We start from the raw sequence: 17,828 nt of genomic DNA on the forward strand, positions 1-17,828 counted from the left end.
CCGCGGGCGGAGCCGGCGCGGGCTCCCGGGCCGCGCAGGCCCGTCCCGGCGCCCGCCGGCGGCGCGGAGGCGGTCGTCGCGGGGGCGGCCGGGCCGGAGACCGTCGTCTCGCGGGAGGTCCCGCCGGAGGCCCCGCCCGTCACGGCGGCAGGGGTGCAGGGGCTGGACACCCGGGAGTGGCGGCCGGGCCGCCGCATCCGGTCCGCCGTCTTCCCGCCGGAGGCGCGCGAGCGCCGCCGGGCCGTGCTCCACCGGCGCTGGGTGATCGGCACCGGTCTGCTGACGGCGCTGGCGGCCGCGACGGCCAGGAGCCCGCTGCCGGAGGCGGCGCTGCTGCTGCTGACCGCCTACGGCGTGGCGATGCTCGTGGACGGGGGCGTCGCGCTCTTCGCCCGGCGCAACCGGGGCCGCGCGCTCCTCGACCTGGCCTGCGCGGCCGGGACCGCCGGGCTCTGCTTCCTGCTGGGCGCGCTCTTCAGCCCGCTCACCCTCGCACTGGCCCTGGGCACCGTGGTCCTGGTGCTGGTCGTCATCGTCCTGAGCAGCTGAGTCCCGCCGGGTCCCGTGCCTCGCGGGGGTGGCGGACACCACGCGCGGATTCCGGAACATCGTTCTGTATGGTGGAGGTGATGACTCGCCGGGTAGGAGGCCGATCGGGCGGTGGAAGCCGTACGGGGTGGCGGTTTGCGCCTAAGCTACCGATGGGTAACATGAGGGCGGGGGACCAGGGAGGGCATGTCCCGCCCGGGCCACCCGCTGTCATGCCGCCCTCGGGCACCTGGCAGTCTTGGCATCCACGTGCACGTGCCCCGCGTGTGCGTACCGAGCATCCGGCGTCAGCCGCGGCGACGCGGTGGCGCACGCGAACACGGGAGGTCGGCCACCGGCCATGAACATCGTCGTCTGCGTGAAGCAGGTCCCCGACACGGCGACCGAGCGCAAGCTGCGGTCCGATGACAAGACGCTCGACCGCGACGCCGCCGACGGCGTCATCAACGAGCTCGACGAATACGCGGTCGAGGAGGCGCTGCTGCTGAAGGAGGCCCACGGCGGTGAGGTGACCGTCCTCACCATGGGTCCCGACAAGGCCAGCGACACCATTCGCAAGGCCCTGGCCATGGGCGCCGACAAGGCCGTCCACCTGGTCGACGACGGCCTGCACGGCTCGGACGCGCTGGGCACCTCCTACGCCCTGGCGCAGGCGCTGAAGAAGATCGGGTTCGATCTGGTCGTGCTCGGCTCCGAGTCCACCGACGCCCGCACCGGCGTGCTGGCCGCCATGCTGGCCGAGCGCCTGGGCGTGCCGCAGCTGACCTTCGCCAAGAAGGTCGAGGTCGACGGGTCGTCCATCGCGATCCAGCGCGTCACCGACTACGGCTACGACAAGGTCGAGGCATCGCTGCCCGCGGTCGTCTCCGTGGTCGAGAAGATCAACGAGCCGCGCTACCCGTCCTTCAAGGGCATCATGGCCGCCAAGAAGAAGCCGGTGGAGAAGCTCGGCCTCGCCGACGCCGAGATCGACGCCTCCCAGGTGGGCCTGGCCAACTCCTGGAGCGAGGTCGTCGACTTCGCCGCCGCCCCGCCGCGCGCGGCCGGCACGATCGTCAAGGACGAGGGCGACGGCGGCGCGAAGGCCGCCGAGTTCCTCGCGTCGAAGAAGTTCATCTGAGGACGGGAGGAATAGCTGACATGTCCGAAGTTCTCGTTCTCGTCGAGCACGTCGAAGGCCAGATCAAGAAGGTCACGCTGGAGCTGCTGACGCTCGCCCGCAGGCTGGGCGCCCCGTCGGCCGTGTGGACCGGGCCGGGCTACTCCGCCGACGCCAAGGCCAAGCTGGCCGAGCACGGCGCCGAGAAGATCTACGTCGCCGACTCCGCCGACATCGCCGACTACGTGGTCGCGCCGAAGGTCGACCTGCTCCAGCAGCTCGTCTCCTCCGCCTCCCCGGCCGCGGTGCTCGTCGCCGCGACGGCCGAGGCCAAGGAGATCGCCGGGCGGCTGGCCGTACGGACCGACTCCGGTGTGCTGACCGACGTGGTCGGCCTGGAGGAGGGCGCGGTCGCCGACCAGTCCATCTTCGGCGGCGGCGTCAACGTCCGCTCGCGTGTCACCAAGGGCATCCCGATCATCGCGGTCCGCCCGAACGCGGTCCCGGTCGAGGCCGCCGCGGGCGCGGGCGCCGAGGAGCAGGTCTCCGTGGCCGTCTCCGAGGCCGCCAAGACCGCCAAGGTCGTGGAGCGGGTCAAGGAGGAGAAGGGCGCCCGTCCGGAGCTCACCGAGGCCGCGATCGTGGTCTCCGGTGGCCGGGGCGTGGGCTCGGCCGAGAACTTCTCGATCATCGAGAAGCTGGCCGACTCGCTCGGCGCGGCCGTCGGCGCCTCCCGCGCCGCCACCGACGCCGGCTGGTACCCGCACCAGTTCCAGGTCGGCCAGACCGGCAAGACCGTCTCGCCGCAGCTCTACATCGCGGCCGGCATCTCCGGCGCCATCCAGCACCGGGCGGGCATGCAGACCGCCAAGACGATCGTCGTGGTCAACAAGGACCCCGAGGCGCCGATCTTCGAGATCGCCGACTTCGGTGTGGTGGGCGACCTCAACCAGGTCATCCCGCAGCTGACCGAGGAGATCGCCAAGCGCAAGTAGGCGCCGCGGGCCCGCGCGGGGACGTGCGCGAAGGGGCGGGGAGCACACGCTGCTCCCCGCCCCTTCCGCTTCCCGCCGTCCCGTCCGGGCCGCCGCCCGCCGCCCGGGACGCGCTGTCCGGCGGATGGGGCCGGGGCGTTCCCCGGCCCTCGCCCTGCCCGGGCCCGGACCCGGAAACGGCGCCGGGACCGGGACCGGACCGGGCAGGTCAGGCGGCCACGGTGAGCCCGTGCTCGGAAGCCCGCGCCGGGGCCGGGGCGGCCGTGCCGTACCGGGGGAGGAAGCGGGCGGCCAGGGCGATCAGGACGCCGAGCGCGACGGCCGTGCCGAGCGCGACCCGCAGCGACGCCAGATCGGACAGCAAGCCGATGACCACCGGGCCGAGCAGCAGACCGGCGTAGCCCATCGCCCCCGTCTGGGCGATGGCCGGGCCGGGGTTGCGGGTGGCGTCGCCCGCCAGAGACATGGCCACCGGGGAGACCGTCGCCACCGACAGGCCCACGAAGAACATGGCCGCGACGGCGACCGGCGCCGAGGGCACCGTGATGACCACGGCGAAGGTGGCGGCGGTGGACAGCCCGGAGAAGACGACCATGCCGCGGGCGCCGAACCGGGCCCGGATCCGGTCGCCCGCGAGGCGGGCGAGCAGCATGCCCGCCTCGAAGACCGGGTAGCCGAGCGCGGCGACGGCCTCCGGGGCGCCGAGCGTGCCGCGCAGGTACAGGCCGTTCCAGTCCGCGATCGTGCCCTCGACCATGAACGCGCAGAACGCGATCACGCCGAGAAGGTAGACCACCGGGGGCATCCGGTGCCGGGTCCCGGACCGGCCGGCCTCCGCGGCGGGGGCGGGGTCGGGCAGGTAGGAGCGGCTGACGGCGACCAGCACGGGCAGCGCGGCCAGGGCGACGAGCGTCAGGTGGGCGGTGACCGACAGCCCGGCCGCGATGGCGGCGGAGCCGATCACGCCGGCGCCCATCGCGCCCACGCACCAGCCGGCGTGCATGCCGTTCATCAGCGGGCGGCCGTGGGCCCGCTCGACCGTCGAGCCCTGCGCGTTCATCGCGACGTCCAGCGCGCCGAAGGCCAGGCCGAACAGCCCGGCCGCGACCAGCAGCGCGGGGAAGGAGGGGGCGAGCGCCACCAGGACCAGGGTGGCGGCACAGAGGGGGGCACCGACCCGCAGGACGCTCCGGCTGCCGAAGCGCGTCATCACCCGGCGCATCGACTGCATGGTCACCAGCGCGCCCAGTCCCCACACCAGCAGCGTGAGGCCGACCGAGGACTCGGACAGGCCGAGTTTGTCGGAGAACGCGGGCAGGCGCACGGTCATCGATCCGCACAGCAGTCCACCGAGTACGAAAGTGAGGATCGCCCCGTTGCGGGCTCTCCTCAGGTCGCGGGTCATCACACGATCCCTTCTGCAGAGTCTTCTGGATCCGGATCAGGTCTGCCGCCGCGCACGGGAACCGGCCGCCTCCGCGGGTGCGGGGCGGCCGCCTTCGCGCGCGCCGGGTCCCGGCGGCCGGGCGCGGGGGATCGCGCCGGAAGGGCCCGCCGGGGTCGGAGGTGAGGGGGTGGGGAGAGGTGGCCGGGCCCGGGCTAGCCGGGCAGCAGGTCCAGCAGGCGCCGCTGCAGCTCGGCGTAGTGCCGCTCGTCGTAGAGGCCGGGGTCGTGGCTGGCCACGTCCCAGATCCCCTCGCAGGCCAGGCGGACGATCTGCGCGGCCACCGGGTCGGGCTCGGACTCCAGGCCCTCGCGGTGCCAGCGGGCCATCGCCTCGCGCAGCGGGGCGAGGAGGTAGGGGCTGCCGGAGGCGCCGGTGACCACCGCCCAGCGGCGCAGCCTGCCGCTCCGCACGGCGGCGAGTGTGGCGGCCAGGTAGTTCTTGGTGTAGGTGTCGTGGCCCTGGGCGGCGACGAGCTCGTCGAACTCGTCGATCAACCGCTCGACCATGGCTTTGATCAGGGCCTCTTTGGTGGCGAAGTGGTAGAGCAGGCCGCCCTTGCTGCAGCCGGCGCGCTCGGCGACGGCCGACAGGGTGAGTGCCGAGGAGCCCTCGTCGGACAGCAGCTCCTCCGCAGCGTCCAGTAGCTCCTCCCGTCTCATGGGCCGCTACTGTACCGTCCGGACGGTTCAGTAGCAACCGCGGGACGCCTTCCGTCGCGGGCGCGGATACGCTTGGAAGGCTGCACAACGAGTCGCGGAGGGGGAGCATGGCAGTCAAGCCCGCTTATCTCGATCACGCGGCGACCACGCCGATGCTCCCCGAGGCGATCGAGGCGATGACCGCCCGGCTCGGCGACGTCGGCAACGCGTCCTCGTTGCACGCGGCGGGCCGCCGGGTCCGCCGGGTGGTGGAGGAGTCGCGCGAGTCCATCGCGGACGCGCTCGGCGCCCGGCCCAGCGAGGTCGTGTTCACCTCGGGCGGCACCGAGGCCGACAACCTGGCGATCAAGGGCCTCTACTGGGCCCGCCGCGCCAAGGGGGCGACCCGCATCCTGATCAGCTCGGTCGAGCACCACGCCGCCCTCGACCCCGCCCACTGGCTGGCCGACCACCAGGGCGCCACCGTCGAGCTGCTCGACGTCGACGCGTACGGCCGGGTGCACCCGCAGACCCTCCGCGAGGCCATCGAACGCGACCCGGACGACGTCGCCCTGGTGAGCGTGATGTGGGCCAACAACGAGGTCGGCACCGTCCAGCCGATCCGCGTGCTCGCCGCCATCGCCCGGGACCACGGCATCCCGTTCCACACGGACGCGGTCCAGGCCGTGGGCCAGCTGCCGGTGGTCTTCTCGGAGTCCGGGGCGGACGCGCTGACGCTCTCCGGGCACAAGGTCGGCGGGCCGATGGGCGTCGGAGCGCTGCTGCTGGCCCGCGGCGTCGACCCGGTCCCGGTGCTGCACGGCGGGGGGCAGGAGCGCGACGTGCGCTCCGGCACGCTGGACGCCCCGGCGATCGCCGGCCTCGCGGCGGCCGTGCAGGCCGCCGTCGCCCGGCAGACCGAGCTGGCGGCCCGGCTGGCCGCCCTCCGCGACGACCTCGTCCACCGGGTACGGCAGGCCGTGCCCGACGTGATCCTCAACGGCGACCCGGTGAACCGCCTCCCCGGCAACGCGCACTTCTCCTTCCCCGGCTGCGAGGGCGACGCGCTGCTCATGCTCCTGGACGCCAAGGGCGTGGAGTGCTCCACCGGCTCCGCCTGCTCGGCCGGGGTCGCCCAGCCCTCCCACGTGCTGCTCGCCATGGGCGCCGACGGGGTGCGGGCCCGCGGCTCCCTGCGCTTCTCCCTCGGCCACACCTCGACCGAGGCCGACGTCGACCGCGTCGCCGAGGTGATCGGCTCGGTCGTGGAACGCGCCCGCCGCGCCGGCCTGTCCTGATCCGCGGGCCCGCCCTCCGCCCGCCTCGCCCTGATCCGCGGGTCCGCCCGCTCCGTCCCGCATGCGCTCCGGCCCCGGGCGCGGGCGGGCCCGCGCCCGGCTAGGGTCGAACGGTGAGCGGAGTGTTGATCACGGCACGCGGCCTCGGAGTCGTGCTCGGCGGTGAACCCGTCCTGCGGGGCGTGGACCTGACGGTCGCCCGCGGCGAGATCGTCGCCGTGGCGGGGGAGAACGGCGCGGGCAAGTCGACGCTGCTGCGCTGCCTGGCCGGGCTGCGGTCCCCGGACTCCGGGGAGCTCTCCGTGCTCGGCGGGCCGCCCCGGGACGAGCCGGCGTTCTGGCGCGACGTCGTCCTGGCGGGCGACGAGCCCGCCTGGTACCCGGGGCTGACGGCCCGCGAGCACCTGGAGCTGATGGGCACCGTGCACGGTGCCTCCCGGCTGGACGCCGAAGCGGCGCTGGAGGCGTTCGGCCTGCACGGGCGGGCGGACGCGCCGCCCCCGGCCCTGTCGACCGGTCAGCGGCAGCGGCTCCTGCTGGCGGCGGCCTTCCTGCGGCCGAGCCGGCTGCTCCTGCTGGACGAGCCGGAGCGGGGGCTCGACGCCGGCTTCCGGCGGCGGCTGGCGGCCATCCTGGCGGAGTACGCCGCCGGGGGCGGGGCTGTGGTGATGGCCACCCACGACGCGGCGCTCGCCGAGGCGGCCGGGGGCCGGCGGGTCGAGCTGGCCGCCGGACGGGTGAGGAGCGCCGCGTGAGCACCGTACCGGCCGTCCGCGCCTTCATCCGCGCGCGCGGCCGCCGGCGCCGGGGCTGGACGGACCGCTACACGGCCGTCTTCGGGCTGGCCATGGCCGCCGTGGTGCTGGCCGAGCCCGCCTCCCGGATGCTCGCCGCGGCCCTCCGGCCGGGCGACCCGTCACGCGCCGGGGCCGGGGTCGCGCTGCTCCTGCTGGTCTACGCGGGCCTCCTCGCCGCCGCCCGCGTGATCGGCCCCGTCGTACCGCGGCCCGCCGACGCGGCCTGGCTGCTGCTCTCCCCGCTCGACCGCCGCGGCGTGCTGGGACGCCCCGCGGGTCTCCTCCTCGCGGTCTCCGCCGCGGCCGGAGCGGTGCTCGGCGTGGGCGCGCTCGCGGTCCTGGGCGCCCCCGACCTGCCGGCGGTACGGCTGGCCGCGGCGGCCGTCCTCGGGATCGCGGCGGCCACGGGCGGCGCGGCCGCCGCCGTGCTGGCGCAGGCGTCACGGGAGCAGGCATCCTGGACCGTCCCGGCCGCCGCCGCGGCCACGGTCCTGACGGCGGCCGTCGTGCTCTCGTCGTCCGCGCCGGGACACCGCCTGCTCTCCCTGGCCGCCTCCGCGCCGCCCGCCCTGGGCGCGGCGCTCGCCGGGCTTTCCGCCGTGCCCGCCGCCGCGCTGGTGCGGCGGGCGTGGGCGGCGCTGGAGCGGATCCCGGCCCGGACCCTGCTGGCCGCCTCCACCCGGGCGGGCAGGGCGGCCGCCGTCGCCGCCGCTCTGGACCCCGGGGTCGTCACCTGGGCCGCGGAGGAGCAGCACTGGCGGGGCCGGGTGCTCCGCTCCCGGCCCTGGCCCGCCCTGCCCGCGCCGTCGGCGGTCGCCTGGCAGGACTGGCGGCGGCTGGCGCGCCGTCCGTGGCCGGTGGCCGTGCTGGCCGCGGTGGCCGCGCTGCCCGCGCTCGCCGCGGGGGCGATCGGCTCCGGCCCGGCAGGCGCGGTGACGGACCCGGCGGCGAGTACGGCGGTGGGCACGGCGGTGGACGGCTCCGGCCCGCTGGGCACGGCGGCGGCCACGGCCGCGGACGCGATGGCAGGCGGCCTGGTGGTCGCCGGCCTCGTCGTCGCGGGCGCGCTGGCCGCCGCGCTGGCGGGTGTCTCCGGCGCCCGCCGGGACGCGTCCGATCCCGCGCTGGCGCGGATGCTCGGGACAGGGCCCCGCAGGGTCCTCGCCGCCAGGGCGCTGCTGCCGGGACTGCTGGGTGCCGCGTGGCTGGTCCTCGCCCTGGCCGGGCTCACGCTGAGCGGTGCGCTTCCCGCCGGCCCGTGGTGGCTGCTGGGAGCGCTGGCCGCGCCCGCGTCGGCGGCCGGGGCGTTGCGGGCCGCCCGCAGACCGCCGCCCGACCACGCGCTGCCGGTTATCGACACGCCGATGGGGGTGATCCCGACGGGCCCGATCATCTGGGCTCTGACCGGGATCGACCTCGCGGTGCTCGGATCCCTGCCGCTGATCGGGGCACTGGCGTCCGGGTCCGCCGAGCCCGGTGGCCTCCTGGCCGCGCAGGCGCTGCTCGGCGCGGCCGTCCTGGCGGGCTTCCTGCTGCGGTCGGGGAGGCGCGAGGCCGGATGACCCGGCGGATCCCTCGGGCCGCCACGGCGGACGCCGCGGTGGACGCGGAGCCGGCGGGCGGTCAGCCGTCGAGCCGGTACAGGCGGAGGAAGTCGTTGTCGACCGGGAGCACGGCGCACCGCCGGAACCCCGCCTCGGCCGCGTAGGCGCGCAGGGCGCCGGCGCGCAGCACGGTGCCGGTGGCCGCCGACGGCCGCTCGACCAGCTGGGTGGGCAGGCAGTGCGTGACGCTCCAGCCGTACATCATCCGCTCGACCTTGTCGCCGGGCGCGGTGAACCGGTCGGCCACCCGCTCGTCGGCGACCAGCACCGCGCCGCCGGGGGCGAGGGCGGCGCGGACGGCGCGCAGCGCCTCCACCGGCCGGGGGAAGTCGTGCAGCGCCTCCAGGATCAGCACCAGGTCGTAGGGGCCGGCGCCGGCCAGCGACGCGGCGTCCGCGCACGTCAGGCGGACCCGGCCGGCGAGCCCGGCCCGCGCGGCCTGCTCACGCGCCTCGGCGATGGAGGCCTCGTCGAGGTCGATGCCCTCCACCTCGGCGTGCGGGAAGGCGCGGGCGAGCGCGAGGGTGGACCAGCCCTGCCCGCAGCCCACGTCCGCGATGCGCGGGCGCGGGGCGGTCTTCAACCGCGCGACCACGTCGGGCAGGGCGGCCAGCCAGGCGGTGGGCAGTTCGTGGGTGAAGGCCGGCCGGTTGATGTGGCCCTGGCCGTGCCGGAACGCCCTGCCGTACGCCTCGTAGGGCACGCCCTCGCCGGTGCGGTAGGCCTCGGCCACCCGGGGGAGCACACCGCCGATCCCGGCGAGGAGGTGCGCGAACGGCGCGGCGTGCGCGGGGTCGTCGGCGTGCAGCAGCACCCGGGCGTGCGCGGGGTCCAGGCGGTAGCGGCGCTCGTCGGCGGCCCCGGCGGGCTCCCCGCCGACCGCCTCCAGCAGGCCGGCGACGGCCTGCTGCTCCAGCCACTCGCGGGCGTAGCGCGGGGCGATCCCGGCGTGCCCGGCCAGCGCGGCCGGGGTGAGCGGGCCGTGCCGTTCGAGGGCCCGGTAGAGGTCCAGCTCGGTGCCGAGGTAGACGGAGAAGAGCTCCAGGGCGTCGACGGCGCCGTCGAGCAGCCGTTCGGCGAGCAGGTCGCCGCGGTCGGCCCCGGTGTCCGGAGCGGGTTCGGTGTGCGGGGCGGGCATGGCATGTCCTTCCTGGTGAGGGGGGCGGCATGCCGTAAGGGTTCCCGGTACGGGCGGGCGGTTGTAGGGAGGAATGCACACAACGCCGCGCGGCCGCCACCCGGCGGCGCCGCACCCGCCGCCCGCATCCGGGCCAGACGGCCCGGGCGCCGGCCCGGGAACCCGGGAACCCGGGAACCCGGACGTCGCCCCGGGAGCGCGGGCGGCGGCCCGGGAACGCCCCCCGGGCGCGTCAGCTCAGGAACGGGGAGACGGCGATCCAGCCGGGGTCGCTCGCGACGTCCACCCGGGGCCGTCCCTCCTCCCAGCTCACCACGAGCTCCTCGGCGTGGACCGCCGCGTCCCCCGCCGGGTCGGCGTAGACGTGCAGCACCCGCTGGCCCTCGGCGCTGGTGTGGACGGCGAGCACGGCGCTGCCGTGCAACCGGCTGATCCGCCCGGCGAGGCGCTCCTCGAAGTCGCGCAGCGCCTCCAGCGACGGCCCGACGGGCAGGCCGTCGGCGTCGCGGTGCCGGTAGGGCAGGGTGATCGCGATGTGCTGGTCGAACAGCGGGTGGTCGACCGGGCGGAGCGGGTAGCGGGCGGTGGCGATCAGGCGGGCGCCGGTGGCGGTCTCGCCCTCCAGCAGCGCCCACTGCTCGTGGCGGAAGTCGGAGGCCAGGTCGGCGACCACACCGGGCAGGTGGACGGCGGGCACGGCGTCGATGGGCGGCACCTGGGAGGCGGAGACGTCGCCCACCCAGCGGGCCACGTCGTCCTCGCCGAGCAGCCAGTCGAGGGCGAGCAGCGTCGCCTCGGTCCTGGTGTCGGAGTCGAGGAGGCCGAAGAGCGGGTGGTGGGCGACCACGTCGAGGCGGGGACCGCCGTGCGGGACCCGCAGGCCCAGCACCAGCTCGTCCAGGCGGAACCCGTGGCCGCCCACGTCGATGGAGATGTCCATGGCGTGCGGGTTGGGCTGCCGGGACGGGTGGAACTCCCACAGCGTGTCGGCGGGCGGCGCGGCGGCGGCCCAGCGGTGCGCCAGGGGGCGCAGTTCGGGATCGCCCGCCGCGGTGACCACCAGGGCCTGGTCGGCGTCGCGTCCGGGGGCGATCTCCCAGACCAGGGAGGGGTGGACCACCTGCACCGCGGGCGCGATCCACTCGGCCAGCCGGTCGGCCTCCCCGGCGGCGACCATCGCGTCCAGCTCCGGTCTCGCCCCGGCCCACCACGACCAGAACTCGGCCGTGCCGTCGGCGGGCTCCTCGCCGGATCCGCCCTTGCGCCCGAACAGTCGCATGGTCCTGGATTCTCCCAGTACGACGGTGCGTCTGCCAACGCAGGTAGGCTTCAAGAGTTATGGCTCTCCGTGTGCTTGCCGCCATGTCCGGCGGCGTCGACTCCGCCGTGGCCGCCGCCCGCATCGCCGAGGCGGGCCACGAGGTCACCGGCGTGCACCTGGCGCTGTCGGCCAACCCGCAGTCCTACCGGACCGGCGCCCGGGGCTGCTGCACGATCGAGGACTCGCGCGACGCCCGCCGGGCCGCCGACGTGATCGGCATCCCCTTCTACATCTGGGACATGGCCGAGCGGTTCCACCGGGACGTGGTCGAGGACTTCGTCAGCGAGTACGCCGCCGGCCGCACGCCCAACCCCTGCCTGCGCTGCAACGAGAAGATCAAATTCGAGGCGGTGCTCGACCGGGCGCTGGCGCTGGGCTTCGACGCGGTGGCCACCGGGCACCACGCCCGGCTCGTCGACGGCGTGCTGCACCGCAGCCCCGACGAGGGCAAGGACCAGTCCTACGTGCTCGGCGTGCTCACCCGCGAGCAGCTCAGCCACGCGATCTTCCCGCTCGGCGACTCCACCAAGGCCGAGGTCCGCGCGGAAGCCGCGCGCCGCGGGCTCACCGTGGCCGACAAACCCGACAGCCACGACATCTGCTTCATCGCCGACGGCGACACCCGGGGCTTCCTCGCCGACCGCCTCGGCAGTGCCGAGGGCCCGATCGTGGACGAGTCCGGGCAGGTCGTCGGCACGCACGAGGGCGCCTACGGCTTCACCGTGGGCCAGCGCAAGGGGCTGCGCATCGACCGGCCGGCCCCCGACGGCAGGCCGCGCTACGTGCTGTCCATCGAGCCGGTCACCAACACGGTGACGGTCGGCCCGCGCTCGTCGCTGGAGGTCACCTCCATCACGGCCGTCCGGCCGGTCTGGAACGGCCCGCTGGAGGCGCCCCGCGAGCCGCTGGCCTGCACGGTCCAGCTCCGCGCCCACGGCGAGGTGTACGGCTGCCGCGCCCAGGTCTCCGGCGACGGCTCCGAGGTCCGCATCGTGCTGGACGCCCCCGCCACCGGGGTGGCGGCGGGCCAGGCCGCGGTGCTCTACCTCGGCGACGCCGTGATCGGCTCCGCCACCATCGCCTCCGCCGCCTGACCCGCCCGCCGGGGGCGGGAGGAGACCGCTTCCCGCGGTGGCCGGACGGCCCGCCCGCCGCCCGGGGGATCAGGGGGTCCGGCGGGTGGTCTCGGAGCGGAAACTGCGCCCGAGTTCGGGACCGAGGCCGTGGTAGTGCCGGAAGTTGTAGATCAGAGGGCTCCAGGCGGCGGGGTCGATGCGATCCGTCCCCGGGACGACGATGCGGGGTGCGGCGTGCACGCGCAGCACCCGCGACTCGACGATGAGGAAGCCCCCTGCCCTGTCGGGCCGGATGCCTTCGGCGCGCGCCTCCAACTGGAGGGGGCAGCCGGCGACGCGCGGAGGCCGGACGATGCCGGAGGGCTCGGGGCGCAGCCCGGCGGCTTCGAACTTGTCGTCCTCGTACCGGTAGAGGCCCTGTTTCTCGGGCGGCACCGGGTGACGGCCGGTCAGAGGCGCCAGGCGCTCGACGGCCGTCCACTGCTCCGGCGCGGGAAGGTTGATCACCAGGTCGGGGCGCTCCATGAGGTTGTGCGCGGTCTGGCTGGACCGCGCCAACCCCATGACCACCACCTGGCCCAGCGCCCACGCCGAGGAGATGGGCGCGAGATTGACGCCTGCGTCGTCGTTCTCGGTGGTCAGCAGGACCACCGGCGTCCCGAAGTACAGGATGCTCGGGGAGATCACCAGGTGGCCGTCGTCGTCGTGCGTGGTCATGGCCGTAACCGTAGGAGCGGGACGCTTCGGCGGACCCCGAAGTCTCCCGTCGCGAGGACGGGCCGGTGAGCAGGCGCGACATGCCCGACGGCAACCCCGACGTGGCCGCCCCGGCCGAGTTTCCGGCCCGTCGGACCCGCGCCGCCTTCTGCCCGGCTCTGCCGGACGGCCATGCCGGGACGGTCACCGAGCCGCGCCGCGCTCCGCCGGCACCTCGCTCCGCCCGAGGAGGTCCTCACCGCGGGCTGATCCCGCTCCGGGCCGGTCCCTCCGGGGCTCAGGGCAGGGTGACCGACTCGCCGGGTGCGAGGCGGCGCATCTCGGCCCGCTGGGCGTCCGACTCGGTCTGCAGCCACCGGTCGATCAGGCCCAGTCCGAGCTCGTTGAGCAGGCCGTCGTGGGTGGAGAAGGCCCGGGCGGGGCGGACCTCGCGCAGGTAGGCCACCATCTCCGGGAGCTTCAGCCACGGCGCGTTGGTCGGCACCAGGAGCGTGGGCACCTCGGTGCCCGGCGGGGTGAGCGCGTCGCCCGGGTAGAAGACCTCCTCGTCCACCAGGAAGCCGACGTTCTGCACGATGGGCTGGTCGGGGTGGTTGGGGGCGTGCCACTCGCCGACGACCCGGATCTGGAAGCCTGCCGTGCCGAACGTGTCGCCGTCGCGCACCGTCCGGATCTCCGCCGGGACGCCGGCGAGCGTGGCGGCCACGGCCTCGCAGGTCCAGATCTCCAGGGACGGGTCGGCCTCGGCGGCCCGGCGGAGCCGGTCGGGCTCGACGTGATCGAAGTGCTCGTGGGTGACGAGTACGGCCCGGGCGCCCTCGAGCGCCTCCTCCTCGCTGAAGGAGCCGGGATCGATCACCAGGGCGGTGCCGTCCTTCTCGAGGCGGACGCACGCGTGGCCGAACTTGGTGAGCTTCATGATCGCATGTTATCGGCGTGCCGTCCGGGGACCCGGAGGACGCTCCGGTCGTCTCCGCGCCGCCGGAGCGGTCCCGCCCGGCCGCGTCCGTGATCGGCGGACGGGCCTAAGCTGGCCACCGTGAACACGTTTCCGTGGGATGAGGCGGCCGCGACCGGCATCGGGTCGCATCCGGGGGAGGACCACGCCGAGGCGCTCAGGATCGTCTTCGGGGAGCTCCCCGCCCTGCCGTACCTGCCCGAGCTGCCCGCGCGGGGCGTCGGCGCCGACATGGTCGGACGGGGGGCCTCGCTGCTGGTGGAGCTGCCCGTGGAGGTGCAGCCCTCGGGCTGGCGGTTCACCGACCGGCCCGGCCGGGACGCCAAGCGGGCCCGCGACCACCTGCGGCGCGACCTCGACGGCCTGGAGGAGGCGGCCCAGGGGTACGAGGGCCCCTTCAAGATCCAGGTGTGCGGGCCGTGGACCCTGGCCGGCGCCGTGGAGCTGCGGCACGGCGACCGGACGCTCGCCGACGCCGGGGCCGTGCGCGACCTGGTGGACTCCTTCGCCGAAGGGCTCGCCGCGCACGTGGCGCAGGTGCGCAAGCGGGTGCCGGGCATCACCGGGCTCGTGGTCCAGCTCGACGAGCCGGGCCTGCCCGGCGTGCTGGCGGGCACCGTGCCGACGGCGTCGGGGTTCGGCCGGCTGCGCGCGGTCGAGGCCCCGGTGGTGACCGAGCGGCTCCGGTCGGTGCTGGCCGCGCTGCCGGAGGGGACCTTCCCGATCGTGCACTGCTGCGCCCCCGAGGTGCCGTTGGCGGTCCTGCGCGGGGCGGGGGCGAAGGGGGTCTCGCTGGACGCCTCCCTGCTGCGGCGCAGGGACGAGGACGCGATCGGCGAGTGCGTGGAGGCCGGGACGGCCTTCTTCCTCGGGGTCGTGCCCGGCGGGGACGCCCCGCTCGCGGACGTCGGCGTGGTCGCCCGGCCCGCCGTCGGGCTCTGGCGCCGCCTAAGCTTCCCCTCCGCCACCCTGGCGCGGCAGGTCGTGCTCACCCCCGCCTGCGGTCTGGCCGGGGCCTCGCCCGGTTACGCCCGCGCCGCGCTGGCGAAGTGCCGCGAGGCGGCCCGCGTGCTCCGGGAGGACCCGGGCGACTGACCGGGACCCGCCCGCCGCGCGCCTGACCGGGCGCGGGCCGGGACCGGGACCCGCCCGCCGCGCCGCCTGACGGGGTGCGGCCGGGACCGGGTCGCGCGCCGGGCGACCGGCCGGGGCGCGTCCGCGTCGCCCGGGTTGCAACGGGGCTTCAAGCGGCCCGCAAGTACGAAGCCCTATTTCTGGACATGTCAAAGAACGTCCACATGTCTGGAGTTTTCATGCGTACCGGCGTCCGTGTCCTGGTCGGCCTGACCGCCACCGCGGCCCTCGTCCTGGGCGGGTCCACGGCGGCTTCGGCCGCCTCGGCGGCTTCCGGCTGGAAGTGGGGGCCGATCCACTCCACCGACGGCCACGCCACCGCCAAGGGGAAGATCGTCGTCACCCAGAGCGCCTTCCAGATCCGGGGGAGCCTCGGCGACACCCGGGGGAAGGGCTGCTCGTGGATCCTGCTGCGCTGGCAGAAGGGGAGCAACGGCAAACACGCCTCGGCGGCCTACTACAACTGCACCCCCGGCACGGGGACGTTCCGCAAGAACATCTCCTACCCCCTGACGGTCAAGGCGAAGGTCTGCCGCGGCACCTCCAAGAAGCCGACCGGCCGGTGCACCTCCTGGAAGACGATCTACCGCCAGGGCGGCTGAGTCCTCCGCGGTCCCGTCCCGCCGCCGCGCCCCGTCCGCGCCCCGGGCGGGGCCGCCCCCGCCCGGGACGCCGCGCGCACGGCGCGGAGGAGACCCGCGCCCGGGCGTTTGTCGGTGCCCGGCGATAGATTCTCCCTGCCGGTCCGACGAGGGGAGAGCAGGCGATGGGCGTTGAGGTCGAGGGCGTTCCGGTGACGGCGCTGGAACGGCACGCGGAGTTGAGCGAGCTGGTCGAGGAGGCCAACTGGCGCTACTACGTGCTCGACTCGCCGACCGTCAGCGACGCGCAGTACGACGGGTGGATGCGGGAGCTGCGCGCACTGGAGGAGGAGCACCCGAGCCTGCGCACCCCGGACTCGCCGACCCAGAAGGTCGGCGCGCCCATCTCCACCGAGTTCGCGCCGGTCGCCCACCTGAGCCGGATGGAGAGTCTGGACAACGCCTTCAACGCCGACGACCTGGCCTCCTGGCAGGCGCGCGCCGAGCGGCTGGCCGAGCAGGACCCCGGTCCCTACCTGTGCGAGCTGAAGATCGACGGACTGGCGATCTCGCTGGTCTACGAGAAGGGCCGGCTGGTCCGGGGCGCCACCCGGGGCGACGGCCGGGTGGGCGACGACGTGACCGCCAACGTGCGCACGATCGCGGACATCCCGCAGCGCCTGACCGGTGACGACGTGCCCGACCTGGTCGAGGTCCGGGGCGAGGTCTACATGCCGGTCGCGGAGTTCGCCGAACTCAACGAGCAGCTCGTCGCGGCGGGCAAGCCGCCGTTCGCCAACCCGCGCAACTCGGCGGCGGGCTCGCTCCGGCAGAAGGACCCGCGGATCACCGCGCAGCGCCCGCTGCGCATGATCGTCCACGGGATCGGCGTGTGGGAGGGGGCGGTCCGGCCGCGCGCCCAGTCGGAGATCTACGACCGGCTCCGGGCGTTCGGCCTGCCGGTCAGCGACCTCTACCGGCTCGTCGACGACCTCGACGGCATCAACGGCTACGTCGAGCACTACCGGGAGCACCGCCACGACCCCGCCTACGAGATCGACGGCGTCGTGGTGAAGGTGGACCGCATCGACCTGCAGCGCAACCTGGGCTCCACCAGCCGGGCGCCGCGCTGGGCGATCGCCTACAAATACCCGCCGGAGGAGGTCAACACCAAGCTCCTCGACATCCAGGTGGGGGTGGGCCGGACCGGCCGGGTCACCCCGTTCGGCGTCATGGAGCCGGTCGTGGTGGCGGGCTCCACGGTCGAGCGGGCCACGCTCCACAACGCCTCGGAGGTCGCGCGCAAGGGCGTGCTGATCGGCGACACCGTGGTGCTGCGCAAGGCGGGCGACGTGATCCCGGAGATCGTCAAGCCGGTCGAGGAGCTGCGCGACGGCACCGAGCGCGCGTTCACGATGCCCACGCACTGCCCGGAGTGCGGCACCGAGCTGGCCTACGAGAAGGAGGGCGACGCCGACCTGCGCTGCCCCAACACCCGGGCCTGCCCTGCCCAGCTGCGCGAGCGCATCTTCTTCGCCGCCGGGCGCAAGGCTCTCGACATCGAGGGCCTGGGTTATGTGGCGGCCACCGCACTGACCCAGCCGCTGCCGCCGCAGGAGCCGCCGGTCCGCACCGAGGCCGACCTGTTCGACCTGACCATCGGGCAGCTGCTGCCGATCCGGTCGGTCGTCCGCGACCCCGACACCGGCCTGCCCAAGACCGACCCGGAGACCGGCGAGCCCAAGGTCGTGGCCTTCTTCGCCAACAAGGACGGCACACCCAGCAAGAACGCCGAGAAGATGCTCCAGCAGCTGGAGGCCGCCAAGGACCGGCCGCTCTGGCGGGTGCTGGTCGCGCTCTCCATCCGGCACGTCGGCCCGCCCACCGCGCAGGCGGTCGCCGCTGAGTTCCGCTCGCTGGAGGCGATCGCGAAGGCCACCGAGGAGGAGCTCGCCGCGGTCGAGGGCGTCGGGCCGCGGGTGGCCGCGGCGATCCACGACTGGTTCCGGGTCGACTGGCACCGCGAGATCGTCGACCGGTGGAGGGCCGCCGGGGTCCGGATGGAGGACGAGCCGCCGGCCGACCGGCCGCCGCAGACCCTGGCCGGGCTGACCTTCGTGGTCACCGGGACGCTGGCGGACTACACCCGCGACGAGGTGGGGGCGGCCCTGGCGGCCAGGGGCGGTAAGGTCTCCGGCTCGGTGTCGAAGAAGACCTCCTTCCTGGTGGCGGGGGAGAACGCCGGGTCCAAATACGACAAGGCGGTCAAGCTGAAGGTGCCGATCCTCGACGGGAGCGGCCTGGCGGTGCTGCTGGAGGAGGGGCCCGAGGCGGCGGCCGCGGTGGCGGCCCGGCCGGAGGAGTAACGGAGCGTGTTGGGCTGCGCCGCTATGTAGGCATTATTGGTGCTTCGTCACAGACGGTACGCAATCGGTTTCGCGAAGTGGCTCAGAGGCCGTAGTCTCCCATAGTGAAC

General features: G+C 75.2%; 15 protein-coding genes and 1 pseudogene. 10 read left to right on the plus strand and 6 right to left on the minus strand.

Going from position 1 to position 17,828, the window contains the following annotated elements:
* The 3 genes and pseudogenes from ABD823_RS06300 to ABD823_RS06310 all read left to right on the plus strand — a co-directional run.
* A pseudogene (locus tag ABD823_RS06300) lies at positions 1-549 on the plus strand (serine/threonine-protein kinase); the annotation flags it as partial.
* Between the two features lie 340 nt (positions 550-889).
* Positions 890-1,669, plus strand: coding sequence for an electron transfer flavoprotein subunit beta/FixA family protein (locus ABD823_RS06305; protein WP_344856858.1), 780 nt, complete (start codon positions 890-892; stop codon positions 1,667-1,669).
* Between the two features lie 20 nt (positions 1,670-1,689).
* Positions 1,690-2,643: an electron transfer flavoprotein subunit alpha/FixB family protein gene (locus tag ABD823_RS06310; protein ID WP_344856860.1), complete on the plus strand. Its 954-nt coding sequence runs from the start codon at positions 1,690-1,692 to the stop codon at positions 2,641-2,643.
* A gap of 208 nt (positions 2,644-2,851) precedes the next feature.
* Here the strand turns inward: ABD823_RS06310 and ABD823_RS06315 are convergent, their stop codons facing one another.
* Together ABD823_RS06315 and ABD823_RS06320 are read right to left on the minus strand one after the other, a co-directional pair.
* Positions 2,852-4,048, minus strand: coding sequence for an MFS transporter (locus tag ABD823_RS06315; protein WP_344856862.1), 1,197 nt, complete (start codon positions 4,046-4,048; stop codon positions 2,852-2,854).
* Between the two features lie 194 nt (positions 4,049-4,242).
* Positions 4,243-4,749, minus strand: a complete 507-nt coding sequence (locus tag ABD823_RS06320; protein WP_344856864.1) for a TetR/AcrR family transcriptional regulator — start codon at positions 4,747-4,749, stop codon at positions 4,243-4,245.
* A gap of 107 nt (positions 4,750-4,856) precedes the next feature.
* Between ABD823_RS06320 and ABD823_RS06325 the strand changes: the two genes are divergently transcribed.
* The 3 genes from ABD823_RS06325 to ABD823_RS06335 all read left to right on the plus strand — a co-directional run bounded on the left by ABD823_RS06325 (position 4,857) and on the right by ABD823_RS06335 (position 8,385).
* Positions 4,857-6,026 (plus strand): cysteine desulfurase family protein, encoded by a 1,170-nt coding sequence (locus tag ABD823_RS06325; protein ID WP_344856866.1) that lies wholly within the window; start codon positions 4,857-4,859, stop codon positions 6,024-6,026.
* Between the two features lie 113 nt (positions 6,027-6,139).
* Positions 6,140-6,781 carry a heme ABC exporter ATP-binding protein CcmA gene (ccmA, locus tag ABD823_RS06330; protein ID WP_344856868.1) on the plus strand — a complete coding sequence of 214 codons (642 nt, stop codon included), beginning with the start codon at positions 6,140-6,142 and terminating at the stop codon, positions 6,779-6,781.
* Positions 6,778-8,385, plus strand: coding sequence for a DUF6297 family protein (locus ABD823_RS06335; RefSeq protein ID WP_344856870.1), 1,608 nt, complete (start codon positions 6,778-6,780; stop codon positions 8,383-8,385). Before ccmA ends, ABD823_RS06335 begins: the two co-directional genes overlap by 4 nt.
* Before the next feature lie 61 nt (positions 8,386-8,446).
* On the opposite strand, the gene ABD823_RS06340 is transcribed toward ABD823_RS06335, so the two are convergent.
* Positions 8,447-9,565 carry a methyltransferase domain-containing protein gene (locus ABD823_RS06340; protein ID WP_344856872.1) on the minus strand — a complete coding sequence of 373 codons (1,119 nt, stop codon included), beginning with the start codon at positions 9,563-9,565 and terminating at the stop codon, positions 8,447-8,449.
* Between the two features lie 232 nt (positions 9,566-9,797).
* Positions 9,798-10,844: a DUF695 domain-containing protein gene (locus ABD823_RS06345; protein ID WP_344856873.1), complete on the minus strand. Its 1,047-nt coding sequence runs from the start codon at positions 10,842-10,844 to the stop codon at positions 9,798-9,800.
* A 59-nt stretch (positions 10,845-10,903) separates the two neighbouring features.
* Here ABD823_RS06345 and mnmA point away from each other — a divergent pair, with 59 nt between their 5' ends.
* On the plus strand, positions 10,904-11,980 hold the full coding sequence (mnmA, locus tag ABD823_RS06350; RefSeq protein WP_344856875.1) for a tRNA 2-thiouridine(34) synthase MnmA: 1,077 nt from the start codon (positions 10,904-10,906) through the stop codon (positions 11,978-11,980).
* Positions 11,981-12,049: 69 nt separating this feature from the next.
* On the opposite strand, the gene ABD823_RS06355 is transcribed toward mnmA, so the two are convergent.
* Positions 12,050-12,679, minus strand: coding sequence for a flavin reductase family protein (locus tag ABD823_RS06355; RefSeq protein ID WP_344856877.1), 630 nt, complete (start codon positions 12,677-12,679; stop codon positions 12,050-12,052).
* A gap of 277 nt (positions 12,680-12,956) precedes the next feature.
* On the minus strand, positions 12,957-13,598 hold the full coding sequence (locus tag ABD823_RS06360) for an MBL fold metallo-hydrolase (protein ID WP_344856878.1): 642 nt from the start codon (positions 13,596-13,598) through the stop codon (positions 12,957-12,959).
* Positions 13,599-13,718: 120 nt separating this feature from the next.
* Here ABD823_RS06360 and ABD823_RS06365 point away from each other — a divergent pair, with 120 nt between their 5' ends.
* The 3 genes from ABD823_RS06365 to ligA all read left to right on the plus strand — a co-directional run bounded on the left by ABD823_RS06365 (position 13,719) and on the right by ligA (position 17,718).
* On the plus strand, positions 13,719-14,732 hold the full coding sequence (locus ABD823_RS06365) for a methionine synthase (protein ID WP_344856879.1): 1,014 nt from the start codon (positions 13,719-13,721) through the stop codon (positions 14,730-14,732).
* 218 nt (positions 14,733-14,950) lie between these two features.
* Positions 14,951-15,373, plus strand: a complete 423-nt coding sequence (locus tag ABD823_RS06370; protein ID WP_344856881.1) for a hypothetical protein — start codon at positions 14,951-14,953, stop codon at positions 15,371-15,373.
* A gap of 164 nt (positions 15,374-15,537) precedes the next feature.
* Complete coding sequence (gene ligA / locus ABD823_RS06375; RefSeq protein WP_344856882.1) at positions 15,538-17,718, plus strand: NAD-dependent DNA ligase LigA; 2,181 nt, start codon at positions 15,538-15,540, stop codon at positions 17,716-17,718.
* Positions 17,719-17,828 lie beyond the last annotated feature (110 nt).

It is taken from the genome of Planomonospora alba (assembly GCF_039534085.1).
Taxonomy (GTDB): Bacteria; Actinomycetota; Actinomycetes; order Streptosporangiales; family Streptosporangiaceae; genus Planomonospora_B; species Planomonospora_B alba.

Bases quoted from the DNA above. Each gene is read 5' to 3' on its own strand.
- ABD823_RS06370 (WP_344856881.1), top strand. From the start codon at position 14,951: ATGCGTACCGGCGTCCGTGTCCTGGTCGGCCTGACCGCCACCGCGGCC.
- ABD823_RS06345 (WP_344856873.1), bottom strand. From the start codon at position 10,844: ATGCGACTGTTCGGGCGCAAGGGCGGATCCGGCGAGGAGCCCGCCGAC.
- ABD823_RS06340 (WP_344856872.1), bottom strand. From the start codon at position 9,565: ATGCCCGCCCCGCACACCGAACCCGCTCCGGACACCGGGGCCGACCGC.
- ABD823_RS06320 (WP_344856864.1), bottom strand. From the start codon at position 4,749: ATGAGACGGGAGGAGCTACTGGACGCTGCGGAGGAGCTGCTGTCCGAC.
- ABD823_RS06325 (WP_344856866.1), top strand. From the start codon at position 4,857: ATGGCAGTCAAGCCCGCTTATCTCGATCACGCGGCGACCACGCCGATG.
- ABD823_RS06360 (WP_344856878.1), bottom strand. From the start codon at position 13,598: ATGAAGCTCACCAAGTTCGGCCACGCGTGCGTCCGCCTCGAGAAGGAC.
- ligA (WP_344856882.1), top strand. From the start codon at position 15,538: ATGGGCGTTGAGGTCGAGGGCGTTCCGGTGACGGCGCTGGAACGGCAC.
- mnmA (WP_344856875.1), top strand. From the start codon at position 10,904: ATGGCTCTCCGTGTGCTTGCCGCCATGTCCGGCGGCGTCGACTCCGCC.
- ABD823_RS06305 (WP_344856858.1), top strand. From the start codon at position 890: ATGAACATCGTCGTCTGCGTGAAGCAGGTCCCCGACACGGCGACCGAG.
- ABD823_RS06355 (WP_344856877.1), bottom strand. From the start codon at position 12,679: ATGACCACGCACGACGACGACGGCCACCTGGTGATCTCCCCGAGCATC.
- ABD823_RS06310 (WP_344856860.1), top strand. From the start codon at position 1,690: ATGTCCGAAGTTCTCGTTCTCGTCGAGCACGTCGAAGGCCAGATCAAG.
- ABD823_RS06315 (WP_344856862.1), bottom strand. From the start codon at position 4,048: ATGACCCGCGACCTGAGGAGAGCCCGCAACGGGGCGATCCTCACTTTC.